This window comes from Neotabrizicola sp. VNH66 (assembly GCF_049445895.1).
In the GTDB taxonomy this organism is placed as follows: domain Bacteria; phylum Pseudomonadota; class Alphaproteobacteria; order Rhodobacterales; family Rhodobacteraceae; genus Pseudogemmobacter.
In genome coordinates this window covers 19778-35745 of the sequence record NZ_JBMSDW010000023.1, presented here as the reverse complement: position 1 = coordinate 35745, position 15968 = coordinate 19778, and the positions used below count along the sequence as shown (strand labels likewise).

The following is a 15968-nucleotide window of genomic DNA, read 5'->3' as shown; positions in this document are numbered from 1 at the left end:
GGGCTCTGCTCTGGCCTGCGGGGTGCCGGTTCCGCGCAGAGCCGGTCCGCCGCAGGGATTGTGTCCGGTGACGATTGTGCCGCCGTGCCGACAACAACAAGTTCACCGCCCGCAGAGGAGGCTGGCCGAAGTGCTGGCAAGGGCGGTCCAACATGGGGATATTCGATGAAATTTTCGCGCCGTTCGCTCCTGTCCATGGGTGCCGCCGCTTTCGCCGCACCGATGATCACGCCTCGTCTTGCCTTCTCGCAGGAAGGGCCGATCAAGGTCGGCATCCTGCATTCGCTCTCGGGCACCATGGCGATTTCGGAAACCACGCTGAAAGACACCATGCTGATGCTGATCGAGGCGCAGAACGCCAAGGGCGGCGTTCTGGGTCGTCAGCTGGAAGCCGTGGTCGTGGACCCCGCCTCCGACTGGCCGCTCTTCGCCGAAAAGGCGCGCGAGTTGCTGACCGTGTCCAAGGTCGATGTGATGTTCGGCTGCTGGACCTCGTCCTCGCGCAAGGCGATCCTGCCGGTTCTGGAAGAACTGAACGGCCTGCTGTTCTATCCGGTGCAGTATGAGGGCGAGGAATCGTCCAAGAACGTGATCTACACCGGCGCCGCCCCGAACCAGCAGGCCATCCCGGCAACCGACTACTTCCTGGAAGAACTGGGCGTCGAGAAATTCGCACTGCTGGGCACCGATTACGTCTATCCTCGCACCACGAACAACATTCTGGAAAGCTATCTGGTGTCGAAGGGCATCGCGAAGGAAGACATCTTCGTGAACTACACCCCCTTCGGCCAATCCGACTGGTCGAAGATCGTGGCCGATGTGGTGGCCTTGGGTGCCGACGGCAAGAAGGTGGGCGTCATCTCCACCATCAACGGCGATGCGAACATCGGCTTCTACAAGGAACTGGCTGCCGCCGGCGTGACCGCGGACAAGATCCCCGTCGTGGCCTTCTCGGTCGGCGAGGAAGAGCTGTCGGGTCTGGATACCACCAACCTCGTCGGCCATCTGGCCGCCTGGAACTACTTTGAATCGGCCGACACCCCGGAAAACGCCGCCTTCATCGCCGAATGGAAGAAGTTCATCGGCGACGACAAGCGCGTCACCAACGACCCGATGGAAGCCCACTATATCGGCTTCAACATGTGGGTGAACGCTGTCACCGCCGCCGGCACCACCGCGGTGGACCCGGTGCTGGAAGCGCTGGTCGGCCAGAAGTTCCCGAACCTGACCGGCGGCACGGCCGAGCTGCTGCCGAACCACCACCTGACGAAGCCGGTGCTGATCGGCGAAATCCGTGCCGACGGCCAGTTCGACATCATCTCCCAGACCGAGCCGGTCCCCGGCGACGCCTGGACCGATTTCCTGCCGGAATCGGCGGTGCTGGAGGCCGACTGGAAAGACCTGAAATGCGGCATGTACAACACCGAGACCAAGACCTGCGTGCAGCTGACCTCGAACTACTGATCTGACCGACCACGGCGGGGTGCCTTCGGGCGCCCCGCTTCTTCCGAAGGGGTCCGCATGTTCCGCATTCTGCTGCCGCTTGTTCTGGCGGTCTGTCTTGCCCTGCCCGCGCAGGCGCAACAGGCGCTGCCCGATGTTCTTGCCGAATTCGGCGACCAGATCGCCAAACCCTCGCGCCAGACCATCGGCCCGGTGATCGACGCCATCGTGGATACAGGCGATCCCGCCGCCGCCGCGCTGTTGCAGGCCTGGGGCGACCGGGTACTGGGCCAGCGCAAGACGGACGGTGCCTTCTTCGTGATCGCGAAAGACGGGGACGGCTGGGCACTGACCGCACTGGACGGCAGTGCCGCGGGAACCGCCGCCAAGGCAGACATCACCGAACTGAAGCCGAACGCCGGGGTGCGCGAGCTGATCGCCGCCGCGCTGGTGCAGTTCACCCTGTCCGATCCCGACCCCGCCCGCCGTGCACAGGCGCTGGAATCCATCGCCCGCAACCCCGATGCCGCACATCTGGAACCCGTGCGCGAGTCGATCGCGGTCGAGACCGACCCCGTGCTGAAATCGCGCAAGGAACGGCTGGCCCGCATCCTCGCCCTGCGCTTCGGCGAAACCCCGGCGGAACGCATTGAAGCCATCGAAAGCTTTCACGGCGATATCGCGCTGGATACCCGCGGCGCGCTGAACCCGCTTCTGGCCACCAGCCGCAGGGTCGCCACCGAGATCCCCGCCGGCACCAACATCGCCCGTCGCCTGACCCCGGGCACCGACCTGACCGAGGCGGAAGCCTATGACATGCTCGTCACGGCTGGCCTTGCCCCCGCCCGTCTGACACCCGAGGCGCTGAAGACCGCGCTGGCCGCCAATATCGTCGATGGCGCCGTCGCAGGCATCCCGGTCGCCGAGCTGAACGACCAGACCCGGCGCGAAGCCGCTTTCGAGGCGCTGGAAGCCTCGGGCGCGGTGCCCGCCGCCGCCACCGATGCCGAGGCAGAGGCCGCCGTCGCCGCCCATCTGTTCTGGGACCAATATGCCGAAGCCGACAGCAGCGTGACCGACGCCGCCCGCGCGGCCTTGGGCAGCATCGAAACCAAGGTCGGGCTGATGACCGCCGCCGATCTGGGGCTGGATGCGATCTCGCTCGCCTCGATCTATTTCCTTGCCGCCATCGGGCTGGCCATCACCTTCGGCGTGATGGGCGTCATCAACATGGCCCATGGCGAATTCATCATGATGGGCGCCTATACCGGCTATGTGGTGCAGCTCTTCGTGCCGGACTACACGCTCTCCATCGTGATCGCGCTGCCTCTGGCCTTTGCCGTGACCTTCGCCGCCGGCGTGGCGATGGAGCGGCTGGTGATCCGCCATCTCTACAAGCGCCCGCTGGAGACGCTTCTGGCGACCTTCGGCATCTCCATCGCGCTGCAGCAGCTGTTCAAGAACATCTTCGGCACGCAGGCCCGCCCGCTGACCGCGCCCGCATGGCTGGACGGGCAACTCGCCTTCAACGACATCATCGCCATCAGCTATATCCGCGTGGCGATCTTCGTCCTCGCGCTCCTGTTCCTCGGCTTCTTCCTCTGGCTTATGAAGCGGACCCGGCTGGGGCTGGAGACCCGCGCGGTGACGCAGAACCCGGCCATGGCCGCCAGCATGGGCATCGACCCCGACCGGGTGGCGATGATGACCTTCGGCCTCGGTTCCGGCATCGCGGGGATCGCGGGCGTGGCCATCGGCCTCTTCGCCAAGGTCACTTCGGAACTCGGCTCCGACTATATCGTGCAAAGCTTCATGACGGTCGTCGTGGGCGGCGTGGGCAATATCTGGGGCACGCTGGCCGGCGCCGCACTGATCGGCGGGCTGCAGAAGGTCATCGAATGGCTGAACCCGTCCAATACGCTGGCGGCGCAGACCTACATGATCCTGTTCATCATCCTGTTCATCCAGTTCCGGCCGCGGGGGATCATCGCCCTCAAGGGCCGCGCCGCGGGGGATTGATCATGCAGACCGCGGCCCGGCTTTCATCTGTTCACAAATATCCCGGGGGTCCGGGGGCTGGCCCCCGGCCTTCGGCGGAGGCCAAGACATGAGCCGCACCTTCCTTGCCAAGAACCCTTCGGTCCTGTGGTTCCTGCTGGCCCTGTCGGTCTTCACCCTGACCATCACCATCTTGGCCGAAGGCTTCGGCATCGGGCTGATCCCAACGGCCTTCGTAAAGACCTTGGGCAAGACGCTCTGCCTCTGCCTTGTCGCCTTGGCGATGGATCTGATCTGGGGCTATACCGGGATCCTGTCGCTGGGCCACATGGCGTTTTTCGCGCTTGGCGGCTACATGACCGGCATGTGGCTGATGTATGCCCGCACCGAAGAAATCGTGGTGCAGGCGCTCTCCGGTCAGGCCATCCCCGCCACGCCCGAAGAGATTGCCCAAGGCGTGGCCGTGCAGATCTTCGGCGTCGTCGGCTCGTCCGAACTGCCGCCGGTCTGGTCCTTTGCCCATAGCGCCTGGCTGCAACTGCCGCTGATCCTGATCGTGCCCGCGCTTCTGGCGCTGGTCTTCGGCTGGCTGGCGTTCCGGGCACGCGTCAACGGGGTCTATCTGTCGATCCTGACGCAAGCGATGACGCTGGCTTTGTCGCTCTGGCTGTTCCAGAACGAAAGCGGGCTGCGCGGGAACAATGGCCTCTCCGGGCTGCAGAACCTGCCCTATCTGGGCACTGTCAGCCAGACCACCCTGTCGATTGTATTCTTCCTCGCCTCGGCACTGGCGCTCGGGCTGGTCTATACGCTCCTGGCCTGGGTGACCGCAGGCAAATTCGGCTCGGCCCTGCGGGCGGTGCGCGACGATGAGCAACGGCTGCGGTTCATGGGCTATTCGGTCGAGGGCTACAAGCTCTTCGCCTTCGTCCTGACCGCGATGATCGCCGCCATCGCGGGTGCGCTCTATTACCCGCAGGCGGGCATTATCAACCCGGCTGAGCTGGCGCCGATCGCCTCGATCTATCTGGCGGTCTGGGTGGCCATCGGCGGGCGCGGGCGGCTTTACGGTGCGGTGATCGGGGCGGCCTTCGTCTCTCTTCTGTCCTCAATGTTCACCGGCGGCATGGCACCCAATATCCCGCTGGGGTTCTACACCATCAACTGGGTGGACTGGTGGACCGTGCTTCTGGGCCTCGCCTTCGTCCTTGTCACGCTTTACGCGCCGAAGGGGATTGGCGGGCTGTTCGACCGCCTGCCCCATCCCCGCCGCCATGGCGCGCCCCTTGGCCCGGATGATGGCTCCCTGCGCGAGAAGGAGGCCGATCAATGACCATCTCTCCGGCCCGCACCACCTCGCTTCTGGAAGTCTCCGGCGTTTCGGTCACCTTCGACGGCTTCCGCGCCATCAACAACCTGTCGTTCCAGATCGGCCCGCAGGAATTGCGCGCGGTGATCGGCCCGAACGGCGCGGGCAAGACCACCTTCATGGACATCGTGACGGGCAAGACCCGCCCTGACACCGGCCGCGTCCTTTGGGGAGAGGACAACCGCAGCCTGCTGCGCATGTCCGAGGCGCAGATCGCCCGCGCGGGCGTGGGCCGCAAGTTCCAGCGCCCCACCGTGTTCGAGGATCAGAGCGTCACCGAAAACCTGATGCTGGCGCTGAAGGCCGCGCGCAGCCCGTGGAAGGTGCTGTTCTGGCGCGAGACCGCAAAGGACCGCGAGAAAGTGGCCGAACTGGCCGGTCAGGTGGGCCTTGGCAACCATCTGGCCCGCAAATCGGGAGAGCTGAGCCACGGCCAGAAGCAATGGCTGGAGATCGCCATGCTGCTGGCGCAGGAGCCGCGGCTTTTGCTGGTCGATGAACCCGCCGCCGGGATGAGCTTTTCCGAGCGCGAGCAGACCACCGCCCTGCTGGTCGATCTGGCCAAGACCCGCGCCGTGGTGGTCGTGGAACATGATATGGAGTTCATCCGGCGCCTCAACTGCCGGGTGACGGTGCTGCACGAAGGGTCGGTGCTGGCCGAGGGAAGCCTTGACCATGTGACGAAGGACCCGAAAGTCATCGAAGTCTATCTGGGGCGCTGACATGCTGACGACCGAAGGCCTGACCCTGCATTACGGCGGCAGCCAGATCCTTTACGGGATCGACCTTGAGGCCCGTGCGGGCGTGGTGACCTGCGTGATGGGCACCAATGGCGTGGGCAAGACCTCGCTACTGAAGGCGCTGGCGGGGACGCATCCGCGCTCCGGCGGCAAGATCACGCTGGATGGCGAGGCTTTGCCGGTGCTGAAGGCGCAAGGCATGGCGCGGCGCGGCCTGTCGGTGGTGCCGCAGGGGCGGATGATCTTTCCGCTGCTGACGGTGAAAGAGAACCTTGAGACCGGCTATGCCCTGCTGCCCAAGTCTGAGCACAAGGTCCCGGATGAGATCTATGACCTGTTCCCCGTGCTGCGCGACATGGGCCACCGCCGCGGCGGCGACCTGTCGGGCGGGCAGCAGCAGCAGCTGGCCATTGCCCGCGCGATGATCATGAAGCCGAAGGTCCTGCTTCTGGATGAACCGACCGAGGGCATCCAGCCCAATATCATCCAGCAGATCGGCCGGGTGATCGAATATCTGAAGGCCAAGGGCAACATGGCCATCATTCTGGTCGAGCAGTATTTCGACTTTGCCTTCAATCTGGGCGACGAATTCTATGTGCTGAAGCGCGGTCAGGTGAACCTGCGGCATGGCAAAGAGGGCCTGACGCGCGAGGCGTTACAGGCCGCGCTTTCGATCTGAACAGCCGGATCAGGCCCAGACCTGATCCGGGTCCGGCAGCGGGATCGCGTCGAGGAGTTCCCGGGTATAGGCCGCCTGCGGCGCGGCAAACAGCTGGTCCACCGGCGCCTCTTCCACGATCTGCCCCTGATACAGCACCATGACCCGGGTGCAGAGCCTGCGGATCACGCTCAGGTCATGGCTGATGAAGGCAAGCGTCAGCCCAAGGTCCCTGACCAGCCGTTCCAGCAGGTTCAGCACCTGCGCCTGACTGGACACGTCCAGACCGGACACGATCTCATCGGCCAGAATGAATTCGGGCCGGAGTGCGATGGCGCGGGCAATGCCCACCCGCTGCCGCTGCCCGCCCGAAAGCTCATGCGGATAGCGCGCCGCCATCGCCTGCGGGAAACCCACCAGATCCAGCGCCTCGGCCACACGGGCGGGCACATCCGCCACCCCATGCAGCCGCAAGGGCGCCGCGATCAGCTTGCCCACCCGGTGCCGCGGGTTCAGGCTCGACATCGGGTCCTGAAAGATCATCTGGAACCGCCCTCGCAATGGCCGCAGGCCGGATTCCGCCAGATGGGTGATATCCTGCCCGTCGAACCGCACCACCCCCGCCGTCGGTTCCAGCAGCCGGACGAGACAGCGGCCCAGCGTGGACTTGCCGGACCCGGACCCGCCGACGATGCCCAGAATCTCACCGCGCGCGATGGAGAAATCCAGCCCCTTCAGTATCTCGATCCGGGGCGCCGGGCTGAACAGCGGCTTGCGGTTCAGGTCGGGCAGGGACAGGTGCAGCCCGGCAACCTCATACAGATCAGGCATGGGCATCCCTCCGGTCTGCGGCCTCGACCTCGGCCCGGACGGCAGCGATCACTGCCTCGGGCACCGGGGTCAGGCTGGCCGCGGGGTCGTTGTATTTCGGCGTCGCCGCCAGAAGCGCGCGGGAATACGCATGGCGCGGCCCGGCAAAGAACGGCCGCACCGCCGTATCCTCCACCACCATCCCGCCATAGAGAACCGACAGGCTGTTGCAGACCTTGCTCACCACACCCAGATCATGCGTCACGAACAAAAGCGCGGTGCCGTGGCGGGCCTGCATATCGGCGATCAGCTTCAGGATCTGCTTCTGCACCGTCACATCCAGCGCGGTCGTCGGCTCATCCGCCACGATCAGCTTCGGCTCCGCCGCAAAGGCCGATGCAATCAGGATGCGCTGCCGCATGCCGCCCGAAAGCTCATGCGGATAGGCCCGCATCACCCGCGCGGGATCGGCGATCCGCACCTCGTGCAGCAGTTCCTCGGCCCGCGCCACGGCCCGCGCGCGGTCCCAGCCCAGAATATCGACCAGCCGGTCAGTGATCTGCGGCCCGATCCTCCGGCTGGGGTTCAGCGCGGTCAGCGGGTCCTGCGGGATCAGCGCGCAGGTCTGGCCGATCTTCGTGCGCCGCTCTGCCGGGGTCAGCCGCAGCAGGTCCACCCCGTCCAGCAGAATTTCCCCCTCGGTCACCTCTACCGCGCGCGGCAGGATGCCCAGCACCGCCTTGCCGATCATCGACTTGCCCGCGCCGCTTTCGCCCACCAGCCCCCGCACCTCTCCGGCCGCGACCGTCAGCGAAACGCGGCGCAACAGGCGGATGTCCTGCCGCAGGATGCGGGCCGAAAGGCCCCGTATGTCCAGAAAGCTCATCTCAGCACCGGATCGTAGCGGTCCTTCAGCCCCTCGCCCAACTGGCTGAAGGCAAGGACGGTCAGGAACAGGGCGATCAGCGGGAACACCAACACCCACCACGCCTGATGGATCGAGGTGCGGCCTTCGCCGATCATGCTGCCCCATGTCGCCTCATCGGTGGAAATCGACAGGTTCACAAAGGACAGGATCGCCTCGACGATGACGGCAATGCCCATCTCCAGCGTCAGAAGCACCACGATGGTGGGCAGCACATTCGGCAGGATCTCGGTCAGCATGGTGGACAACCGCCCCCGCCCCGCCACCCGGGCCGACGCGACATAATCCATCGCCCCCTGCCCCATCGCCTCAGCCCGGATGACGCGGGCAAAGCGGGTCCAGTCGATGACGACGATGGCAATGACGATGGACCAGAGCCCCGGCCCCATGACCGCGATCAGCAGGATCGAGAACAGCACCGGCGGAAAGGCCATCCAGATGTCGATGAAGCGCGACACGACCACATCCACCCAGCCCCGCAGATAGCCCGCCATCAGGCCCAGCGTGGCCCCCACCAGACAGGTGATGGTCCCCGCAACCAGCGCCACCGTCAGCGCGATCCGCGCGCCCCAGATGATCCGGCTCAGGACATCGCGGCCCAGACTGTCGGTGCCCAGCCAGTAGCCCGGCTCGGCCCCGGCCACCCAAAAGGGCGGCATCCGGCCCAGAAACAGGTCCTGCGCCAGCGGGTCCTTCGGCGCCACCCATGGGGCAAAGACGGCGGCCAGCACCACCAGCCCCAGCCACAGGGCCGACAGCCACAGCCGTGGCCCGGCCCGCCGCCGCAGCAAGCCGCGTGCATCAGCCATGGCGCAACCTCGGGTTCAGCACGGCATAAAGCAGGTCCACGATCAGGTTCACCGCGGTAAAGATCGCCGCGAACAAGAGCACGATCCCCTGAATCAGCGGCAGGTCGCGGTTGATCACCGCCTCGATCGCCAGATTGCCCAGACCTTCATAGGAAAACAGCCGCTCGATGATCACCGTGCCGCCGATCAGAAAGGTGAACTGCACCCCCACCAGCGTCAGCGTGGGCAGAATGGCGTTCCGCAGCGCCTCGCGCAGGATCACCCGCGTCTCGCCATAGCCCTTGGTGCGGGCCAGCGTCACATAATCCAGATGCATGGTTTCCTTCAGGCTTTGCTTCAGAAGCTGGCCGATGATCGCCGCCAGCGGAATGGCCAGCGCCAGCGCAGGCATGAACATATGCGCCACGATATCGGCCCACAGATCGAACCGCAGCCGGATCAGACTTTCGAACAGGTAGAAATTCGTCACGAACGGCAGGTCCAGCGCGGGCGAGATCCGGCCCGAGATATGGAACAGCGGCCAGAGGACGCCGAACAGCAGGATCAGCACCAGCCCCCACAGGAAATCCGGCACCGACAGCGCCATCCCGTTGGCCACGTCGATCGCGGCCTCGGTCTTCGTCTCGCGCCCCCGTGTCCCCGCCAGCGCCGCCGCCCCGCCGATCAGACAGGCCATCACCAGCGCCATCACCGAAAGCTCCAGCGTGGCCGGCAGACGGCCCAGCACCAGCCCCGCCACCGGCTGCCGCGCGGTGATCGAGGTGCCGAAATCGCCCTGCATCACGCCCAGAAGCCAGATGCCGAACTGTTCGGGGATCGACTTGTCGAACCCGTATTGCGCCGTCAGCCGGGCAATATCCGCCTCGGTCGCGCCGGGCGGCAGCATCATGGCAATGGGATTTCCGGGCACGACCCGGATGGTGACAAAGACGATCACCGCCACGCCCATCAGCGTGATCGCCGTCGTCAATAGCCGCCCCAATATGGTTCTCAACAGCTGCATCGGCACCCCGAAAGAGCCAGCCTCAGGCCCTTTCATCTGTTTATAAATATCCTGCGGGGGGTCCGGGGGGCGCAAAGCCCCCCGGGGGATCGGCATCAGCCGCGCTTCATCAGATGCGGCAAGAGCGCGCCCGAGGCATGGGGCACCACCACCACACCCTTGGCCGACAGCACCGGCTGGACATATTGCAGAAGCGGGATCACCAGCGCCTCTTCGGCGATATAGCGGTCCACGTCCTTCCAGCCCTGAATCCGCTTCGCCTCGTCCTTTTCGCCCCAGAGCGGGCCGATCTTCTCGATCAGTTCCGCGCCGTCCCAGACCGAATGCGGGCTGGGTCCGAACATGGCGAACCCGGTCGAGGTGGTCGGGTCGCCCACCGAATTGCCCCAGTTGTAGAAGGCGGCCGGGGCCAGTTGGTCCGCCGCGCGCAACTCGTAATGCTTGGCGATCTCATAGACCTCGATCTCGGCCTCGATCCCCAACTTGCGCCACAGGCCGACGATGGCCTGGATCATCTCATAATCCTTGGGCTTGAACCCTTTGGTGGTCTGGATCTTGAACTTCACCGGATTGTCGGGACCATAGCCCGAGGCCGCCAGCAGTTCCGTGGCCTTTTCCGGGCTGTATTCGACAGTGATCGACGGCTCATAGGCGTCGTATTCCGGCGTCTCCAGCGTATCGATCTTCACGCCATAACCCGACAGCAGCCGGTCGATGATCGCCTGCTTGTCGATGGCATGGGCCGCGGCCTTGCGGACGTTGGGGTCCAGCATCACGTCGATGTCGTTCAGGAAGATCATGCCGATGTCGGAAATCGGCGTCGCCACCCCGTTCAGCGTGGCCTTCAGACGGTCATATTCCTCATAGGGCATTTCCAGCGTGACATGGGAATTGCCGGATTCCACCTCGGCCACCCGGGCCGCGGCATCGGTCACGAACTTGATCGTCACCGTCTTGAACTCCGGCGCGCCGCCCCAATAGGCGTCATTCGCCTTCAGCCGGACAAAGGCGTTCCGTTCGAACTTCTCGACCATATAGGGGCCGGTGCCGATGGGCGCCGCTTCAAACCCCTCGGGTCCGACCTTCTCGAAATAGGCCTTGGGCAGGACATAGCCGGTCAGGAAATACATCCATTTGAAGATGGTCGGGTCGAACTGCGCCACATCGGCAATGACCTTGTTGCCTTCGACCCGGTGGTTGGCCAGCGTGCCCCAGACGAACTGGATCGGGTTGCCGGTGTCGGGGTTCGCCGCACGGGCCAGCGACCAAGCCACATCCTCGGCCGTAAAGTCCGATCCGTCATGCCATTTCACGCCCTCGCGCACGGTCATCCAGACCTGCGTATAGTCCTCATTCCAGCCCCATTCGGTCAGCAGACCCGGTGCCGGTTTCAGATCCGGTTGCTGCAGTATGAACTGATCGAAGACCGACTGGTAAATCCCCTGAATCGTGGGGTTCACCGCGCTTGGCCCGGTGGTCGGGTCCCAGCTGGGCAGGGTGACGTTATAGGCGATCACCAGCTCGTCAATCTCTTGCGCGCGGGCGGGCAGGCCCGCAACGCCCAAAGCCGCACTGGCGGCGCTGAGCTTCAAAAGCGTTCTGCGGTTCAGATTCATGGCTTTTCCTGTTGGTTTGCTTTGTTGGTCTTTGTTGGTGCAGTTCATTTTCCGGCCAGCGCCTGCGCCAGCATCCAGCCCGGCCCGGCGCCGGTGCCCGCCCCGGGCCAGACGGCGGCCCCGGTCAGGTGCAGGTTCTTCAGCGCGGTGGACCCGTCGGCATGGCCGCGCGCGGGGCGAAACAGGAAATGCTGCGACAGGTGGTGGCTGCCGCAGACCTGATCGCCGCCCACAAGATTGGGGTTCTCGGCCTCCAGCTCTGCCGGGGTGACGATCCGCCGGGCGAGGATCTTTGCCCGGGTGCCGGGCGCGTAGCGTTCCAGAATGTCCAGCGCGCGTTCGGCCATGGGCTCCGCCGCCTGCGTCCAGTCAGTGGCACCGATCTGCCCCGCGGCATCGCCCAGAATGGTGCCCGGCACCATGCGGACCTGCAGCCAGAGGATATGCTTGCCCTCCGGCGCGCGGGACGGGTCCTGCCCGGTGGGCTGGCCCACGACAAGGATCGGCTCATCCGGCAGAAGCCCGGCGTTGGCCTGCTGGTAGGTGCGGGCCTGCTGGTCCAGACTGGGCGCCAGATGGACATAGGCAAAGTCCTTCAGCGCCGCGCCCGCCGCCCATTCGGGCAGGCTGTCCATGGCAAGGTGAATCATCATCGTGCCGGGGGCAAAGCGGTAGTCCGTCATCGCCCGGTCAAAGGCAGGATCGACAGGCCCGGTCAGCCGCGCCAGCGCGGGCGGCGCCACCCCGGCGATGACCGCTTTCGTCGCTGCAATGCGGCGCCCGTCGGCCAGTTCGATGCCGGTGGCGCGGGTGTCGTCATGGGTGATCCGCGTCACCTCCACCCCGCAGTCGACCGTGCCGCCGCGCGCACGGATGGCGCCGACCAGCGCCGTGATGATGGTATCCGCCCCGCCCCGTCCCAAGGCCATGCCGAAATTCTGCCCGGCCATGCCTTCCAGATAAGGGAAAAGCCCGCCGCCGGCGATGTCGGGCGCATAGTCGAGGTGCATGCCCCAGGCCCCCAGCAGCGCCTGCATCTTCGGGCTGTCGAAGGTCCGCGTCAGGAATTCCCGCGGGGATTGCAGCAGGAACCGGGCCAGATCCAGCGTGCCGGAAATCTTGCGGCGGCGCAGCATTTTGAATATGAAATATGCAATCGCACGTATTTTCATCGGCGTGGAAAGAAGCCCGAAGATCTGTTCGGCCTTCTCCGGGAACCCGGCCAGCAGCGCATCCCATGCCGCCGCGTCCACCTCTGACACAGCGGCGATCCGGGCGCGGGTGGCGGCGGCGTCCATCTCCACCCCCAGCCAACTGCCGTCCGGAAAGGCCGAGGCGAAGGGGCGCGACACCGGCACGAAGGCACAGCCCTGCGCGGTCAGTTCCGCGCCATAAGCCTTGAAAAACCCGCTTCCGGCGAAAAGCGACAGGTTCATTGCCGCCCAGTCATGGCGGAACCCGGGCAAGGTGTATTCGCCCGTCTTCACCGCACCGCCCGGCGTGGCCGCGCGCTCGAACACGCCGACCTTCCAGCCCTTCGCGGCCAGATGCAGCGCGCAGGCCAGCGCGTTGTGCCCCGCCCCGATCAGGACGGCATCATAGCGTTCCGACATTTTTGTTGTCCCTGTTGTTGAGCGGATATTTGCAAACGCATTTATTTCTGTCTAGCATGATTCTCGCAGACCGAAGCGGCGCGGCCCGCGGGATCGCCGCGCCCCCTTCCGTTCCTGACGCAACAATCGGCCGCAAAGGCCAGACAGGGAGAATGTGATGACCTCAGCAAACGTGCTGACCCAGCTTGCGGGGATGATCGCCTCGGGCGGGATCGAGGTGGTGGATTGCACCGGCACCCTTGGCCCGGACACGCCGCTTCTGAAACTGCCGCCGGAACTGGCCAAGGACACCCCGCCGATCAAGATTCACCGGATCAGCGAATATGATCAGGACGGGCCGTTCTGGGCCTGGAACTGGCTGGAACTGGGCGAACACAGCGGCACCCATTTCGACGCGCCCCACCACTGGATCACCGGCAAGGACTACCCCGAAGGCTATACCGATACGCTGGATGTGCAGCGCCTTGTCGCGCCGGTGAATGTGCTGGATTTCAGCACGGAATGCGCGGCGAACCCCGATTTCCTGCTGACCATCCAGCATGTGCAGGACTGGGAGGCGAAGCACGGCCCGATCAATGCCGGCGAATGGGTGGTGCTGCGCAGCGACTGGGACAAGTTCGCCGAGGATGAGGCGGCCTTCCTGAACGCCGATGCCACCGGCCCGCATACCCCCGGACCGACGGCTGAGGTCATCCAGTATCTGGTGGACAAGGGTATCGTCGGCTGGGGCAGCCAGTGCATCGGCACCGATGCCGGGCAAGCGGGCGGCATGACCCCGCCCTTCCCGGCGCATAACCTCTTGCATGCGAACAACCGCTTCGGTCTGGCCAGCCTTGCCAACCTGTCGAAGCTGCCCGCGAAGGGCGCGATCCTGATTGCCGCGCCCCTGAAGATCAAAGGCGGCACCGGCAGCCCGATCCGCGCGCTGGCGCTGGTTCCGAAGGGCTGATCGCGATGGCCGTCGATCACGTCATCATCGGCAGCGGCATCAACGGGCTGGTTGCGGCCAGCCTGCTGGCGCTGAAGGGCGACCGGGTTCTGGTGCTGGAGCGGAACGCGGTGCCGGGTGGCTGTCTGCGCACCGAAGAGCTGGCGCCCGGCTATCTGCATGACGTGATGGCGGCCACTTTCGTGCTGTTCATGACCGGCCCGGCGGGGGCGGCGCTTGGCCCGCATCTGGCCCGGCATGGTTTTGACTATTGCCATACCCCGCACCCGACGGCCGTGCTGCGGCCGGACGGGCAGGCGGTGGTCCTGTCGACCGACCGGGCGGCGAATGTCGCCCGGCTGAATGCGCTGGCCCCCGGTGACGGCGATGCCTTTGCCGCGGCGGTGGACCAACTGGCCGCGGATGCGCCCTTCCTGTTCGCGCTGCTCGGCTCGCGGCTCTGGTCCTGGCCCACGGTCAAACTGATGGCGGCGCAGGTGCGCAAGCGGGGGTTGCGCGGGCTGGCCGGATGGCTGGGCCAGCAGCTGGACCCGATGCGGGGCTGGCTGGACAGCACCTTTCAGGCGGACGCGACCAAGGCCCTGTTCGCGCCCTGGGCGCTGCATTGCGGGCTGACGGTCGAGAATGCCTATTCCGGCGCCATGGGCCGCGTCATCGCCTTCGCACTAGAGGCGGCGGGCGCGCCCGTCGCCAAGGGCGGCTCTGCCCGCATCGTGCAGGCGTTTCAGGCGCTGATTGCCGAAAAGGGCGGGGAAATCCGCTGCAATGCGGATGTGGAGCGGATCGTGGTCACGAACGGCCGCGTGACCGGCGTGCGGCTGGCGGGCGGCGAAGACATTGCCTGCCGGTCAGTCCTCGCCTCGGTCGCGCCGGGGCAGTTGTATGACCGGCTGCTTCAGGGTGTGAACCTGCCCGCGGAACGGCAGGCACTGAAAAGTTTCCGCCATGGCCGCGGTGATTTCCAGCTGAACTTTGCGCTGGACGGGGTTCCGGAATGGCGCACGCCCGGGCTGGAACAGGTGGCGCTGATCCATCTGGCCGATGATGTGGATGCGGTGTCCAAATCCTCGAACGAAGCCGAACGCGGCCTCTTGCCCGTCACCCCCACGATCTGCGTGGGCCAGCCCAGCCGACTGGACCCCTCCCGCGCGCCCGAGGGCAAGGCGGTGCTGTGGCTGCAAATCCCCGATGCGCCCCGCACCATCAAGGGCGATGCGGCCGGAGAGATCACCGGCACGGACTGGGACGCGGTAAAGGAGCCCTTCGCGGACCGGCTGCAGGCCATCCTGTCGCGGCACATCAAGGATTTCGACCGTCTGGTGGTGGCGCGGAAGGCCTACTCCCCCAAAGACCTTGAGCGGATGAACGTCAATCTTGTGGGCGGCGATCCCTATGGCGGGTCCTGCGCTGTGGACCAGTTCTTCCTGTGGCGGCCCTTCGCGCATTCCACCAACGGCGAAGGCCCGGCGCGCGGGCTGATCCACATCGGCGCCAGCACCCATCCCGGCCCCGGTCTGGGCGGCGGGTCGGGCTTCAACGCGGCAAAAAGGCTGGGCGCATGACCGAGGAAACCCCCACCCCGCCGCAAAAGCTGGGCGAGATCGGGCTGTCGAATTACGCGCCCTATCTGATGAACCGCATCATGGGCCGCTACAACGCCAGCCTGCGGGTCGAGATGGCCGGGCTGGGCCTGACCACGGCCAAGATGCGGGCGCTGGCCGTGCTGTCGGTGATGGACGGCCCCTTGATCCGGGAACTGGCGGTGCTGGCCGTCACCGAACAATCCACCCTGTCCCGCGCGCTGGACCAGTTGCAGGCCGATGGCCTGATCCGGCGTGAGACGGATGCCGCCGACAGCCGCGCCGTCCGGGTCTATTCCACCGATGCGGGGCGCGCGGCCTTTGAACAGCTTTGGCCGCATATGGCCCTGGCCCAGGAACGCATGTTCCGCGGCATCCCCGAGGATGAGCGGCGCGCCTTCACCGGCACGCTGCAAAAAATGCTCGCCAACATTCGCAAGCACGAGATCTGAGAC

The 15968-nt window shown here is 65.7% G+C and carries 14 protein-coding genes; 8 read left to right on the top strand and 6 right to left on the bottom strand.

The annotated features are described in order from the left end of the window. The first annotated feature begins 195 nt into the window (after window positions 1–195). From urtA to urtE, 5 genes are all read left to right on the top strand, one after another. Complete coding sequence (gene urtA, locus ACO2Q5_RS21450) at window positions 196–1464, top strand: urea ABC transporter substrate-binding protein (RefSeq protein WP_423294898.1); 1269 nt, start codon at window positions 196–198, stop codon at window positions 1462–1464. 57 nt (window positions 1465–1521) lie between these two features. Next, window positions 1522–3462 carry an urea ABC transporter permease subunit UrtB gene (gene urtB / locus ACO2Q5_RS21445; protein WP_423294870.1) on the top strand — a complete coding sequence of 647 codons (1941 nt, stop codon included), beginning with the start codon at window positions 1522–1524 and terminating at the stop codon, window positions 3460–3462. 88 nt (window positions 3463–3550) lie between these two features. After that, window positions 3551–4774 carry an urea ABC transporter permease subunit UrtC gene (gene urtC / locus ACO2Q5_RS21440; RefSeq protein WP_423294868.1) on the top strand — a complete coding sequence of 408 codons (1224 nt, stop codon included), beginning with the start codon at window positions 3551–3553 and terminating at the stop codon, window positions 4772–4774. Next, window positions 4771–5532: an urea ABC transporter ATP-binding protein UrtD gene (gene urtD / locus ACO2Q5_RS21435; protein WP_423294866.1), complete on the top strand. Its 762-nt coding sequence runs from the start codon at window positions 4771–4773 to the stop codon at window positions 5530–5532. The genes urtC and urtD overlap by 4 nt, the downstream gene beginning before the upstream one ends. Window position 5533: 1 nt before the next feature. After that, a complete protein-coding gene (gene urtE, locus ACO2Q5_RS21430) occupies window positions 5534–6229 on the top strand; it encodes an urea ABC transporter ATP-binding subunit UrtE (protein WP_423294864.1) in 696 nt (231 codons plus the stop codon). Between the two features lie 9 nt (window positions 6230–6238). Here the strand turns inward: urtE and ACO2Q5_RS21425 are convergent, their stop codons facing one another. The 6 genes from ACO2Q5_RS21425 to ACO2Q5_RS21400 all read right to left on the bottom strand — a co-directional run bounded on the left by ACO2Q5_RS21425 (window position 6239) and on the right by ACO2Q5_RS21400 (window position 12984). Continuing rightward, window positions 6239–7039, bottom strand: coding sequence for an ATP-binding cassette domain-containing protein (locus tag ACO2Q5_RS21425; protein WP_423294862.1), 801 nt, complete (start codon window positions 7037–7039; stop codon window positions 6239–6241). Next, window positions 7032–7904 carry an ABC transporter ATP-binding protein gene (locus tag ACO2Q5_RS21420; RefSeq protein WP_423294860.1) on the bottom strand — a complete coding sequence of 291 codons (873 nt, stop codon included), beginning with the start codon at window positions 7902–7904 and terminating at the stop codon, window positions 7032–7034. Before ACO2Q5_RS21420 ends, ACO2Q5_RS21425 begins: the two co-directional genes overlap by 8 nt. Then, a complete protein-coding gene (locus ACO2Q5_RS21415; protein WP_423294858.1) occupies window positions 7901–8752 on the bottom strand; it encodes an ABC transporter permease in 852 nt (283 codons plus the stop codon). Before ACO2Q5_RS21415 ends, ACO2Q5_RS21420 begins: the two co-directional genes overlap by 4 nt. Beyond that, window positions 8745–9755, bottom strand: coding sequence for an ABC transporter permease (locus ACO2Q5_RS21410; protein WP_423294856.1), 1011 nt, complete (start codon window positions 9753–9755; stop codon window positions 8745–8747). Before ACO2Q5_RS21410 ends, ACO2Q5_RS21415 begins: the two co-directional genes overlap by 8 nt. 95 nt (window positions 9756–9850) lie before the next feature. Next, complete coding sequence (locus ACO2Q5_RS21405; protein ID WP_423294854.1) at window positions 9851–11371, bottom strand: ABC transporter substrate-binding protein; 1521 nt, start codon at window positions 11369–11371, stop codon at window positions 9851–9853. A gap of 44 nt (window positions 11372–11415) precedes the next feature. Next, the gene (locus ACO2Q5_RS21400; protein ID WP_423294852.1) at window positions 11416–12984 is read right to left on the bottom strand and encodes a phytoene desaturase family protein; all 1569 of its coding nucleotides are present in this window, start codon (window positions 12982–12984) and stop codon (window positions 11416–11418) included. A gap of 157 nt (window positions 12985–13141) precedes the next feature. Here ACO2Q5_RS21400 and ACO2Q5_RS21395 point away from each other — a divergent pair, with 157 nt between their 5' ends. Genes ACO2Q5_RS21395 through ACO2Q5_RS21385 form a run of 3 tightly spaced genes read left to right on the top strand, consistent with a single transcriptional unit; the run spans window position 13142 to window position 15965 of the window. Further along, window positions 13142–13933, top strand: a complete 792-nt coding sequence (locus ACO2Q5_RS21395; RefSeq protein ID WP_423294850.1) for a cyclase family protein — start codon at window positions 13142–13144, stop codon at window positions 13931–13933. Between the two features lie 5 nt (window positions 13934–13938). Next, entirely contained in the window at window positions 13939–15495 is a 1557-nt protein-coding gene (locus ACO2Q5_RS21390; RefSeq protein WP_423294848.1) for a phytoene desaturase family protein, read from the top strand. Further along, on the top strand, window positions 15492–15965 hold the full coding sequence (locus ACO2Q5_RS21385) for a MarR family winged helix-turn-helix transcriptional regulator (protein ID WP_423294846.1): 474 nt from the start codon (window positions 15492–15494) through the stop codon (window positions 15963–15965). Before ACO2Q5_RS21390 ends, ACO2Q5_RS21385 begins: the two co-directional genes overlap by 4 nt. Window positions 15966–15968 lie beyond the last annotated feature (3 nt).